Below are 567 nucleotides of genomic sequence, written 5' to 3' on the forward strand. Positions count from 1 at the left end.
CTTGAGTAATGGAACCATCATCATTTAAATTTATAGGATGAATATCTAAATATCCATATTCTTTATGTTTAAGTTCCATACGTGAAGGCATCCAATCAACTTCTATTTTGTATCCTATATCTTCTAATTTTTTTATAACTTTTTGAGTGTGTTGAGCGTCAAAATCTATATCTATATCTCTGTGTTCTCTTTGTTGTTTTCCAGTTAATACATCTACGCCCCAGCCTCCATCTAACCAATGAATTACTTCCATTTTTTCAAATAAGTCTAAAATATAAAATAAATCCTTTTCTGTTACATTATCAATTTTCATTTTACCCCTCCTAATTTAGGAATTTGAAACGAGTTGAAAACGAGTTTCTTCTTGTCTTGATATTTGCGTTTTAAGAAACATATATAAATATAGAGTTTGCTCTAAATACCCCCTTAAAATGCAAAATAAGCATATTGGATTATAACACGCAATTTTCGGTTTTAGCACGACACCTTTTTAGGAGTATAAGTGCGCATTATCATGAAATGCGCACTTACACTCCAAATAAATTGGAGCAATGCTAAAACCTGTAT

At 30.5% G+C, this 567-nt stretch carries 1 protein-coding gene; it reads right to left on the bottom strand.

Annotated elements, in window-relative coordinates; translation table 11 throughout:
- The coding region (locus tag ACEE44_RS10335; RefSeq protein WP_449172168.1) for a nucleotidyltransferase domain-containing protein at nucleotides 1–313 on the bottom strand (313 nt) is incomplete at its 3' end.
- Nucleotides 314–567 lie beyond the last annotated feature (254 nt).

It is taken from the genome of Streptococcus sp. 32226D021BW (assembly GCF_053545015.1).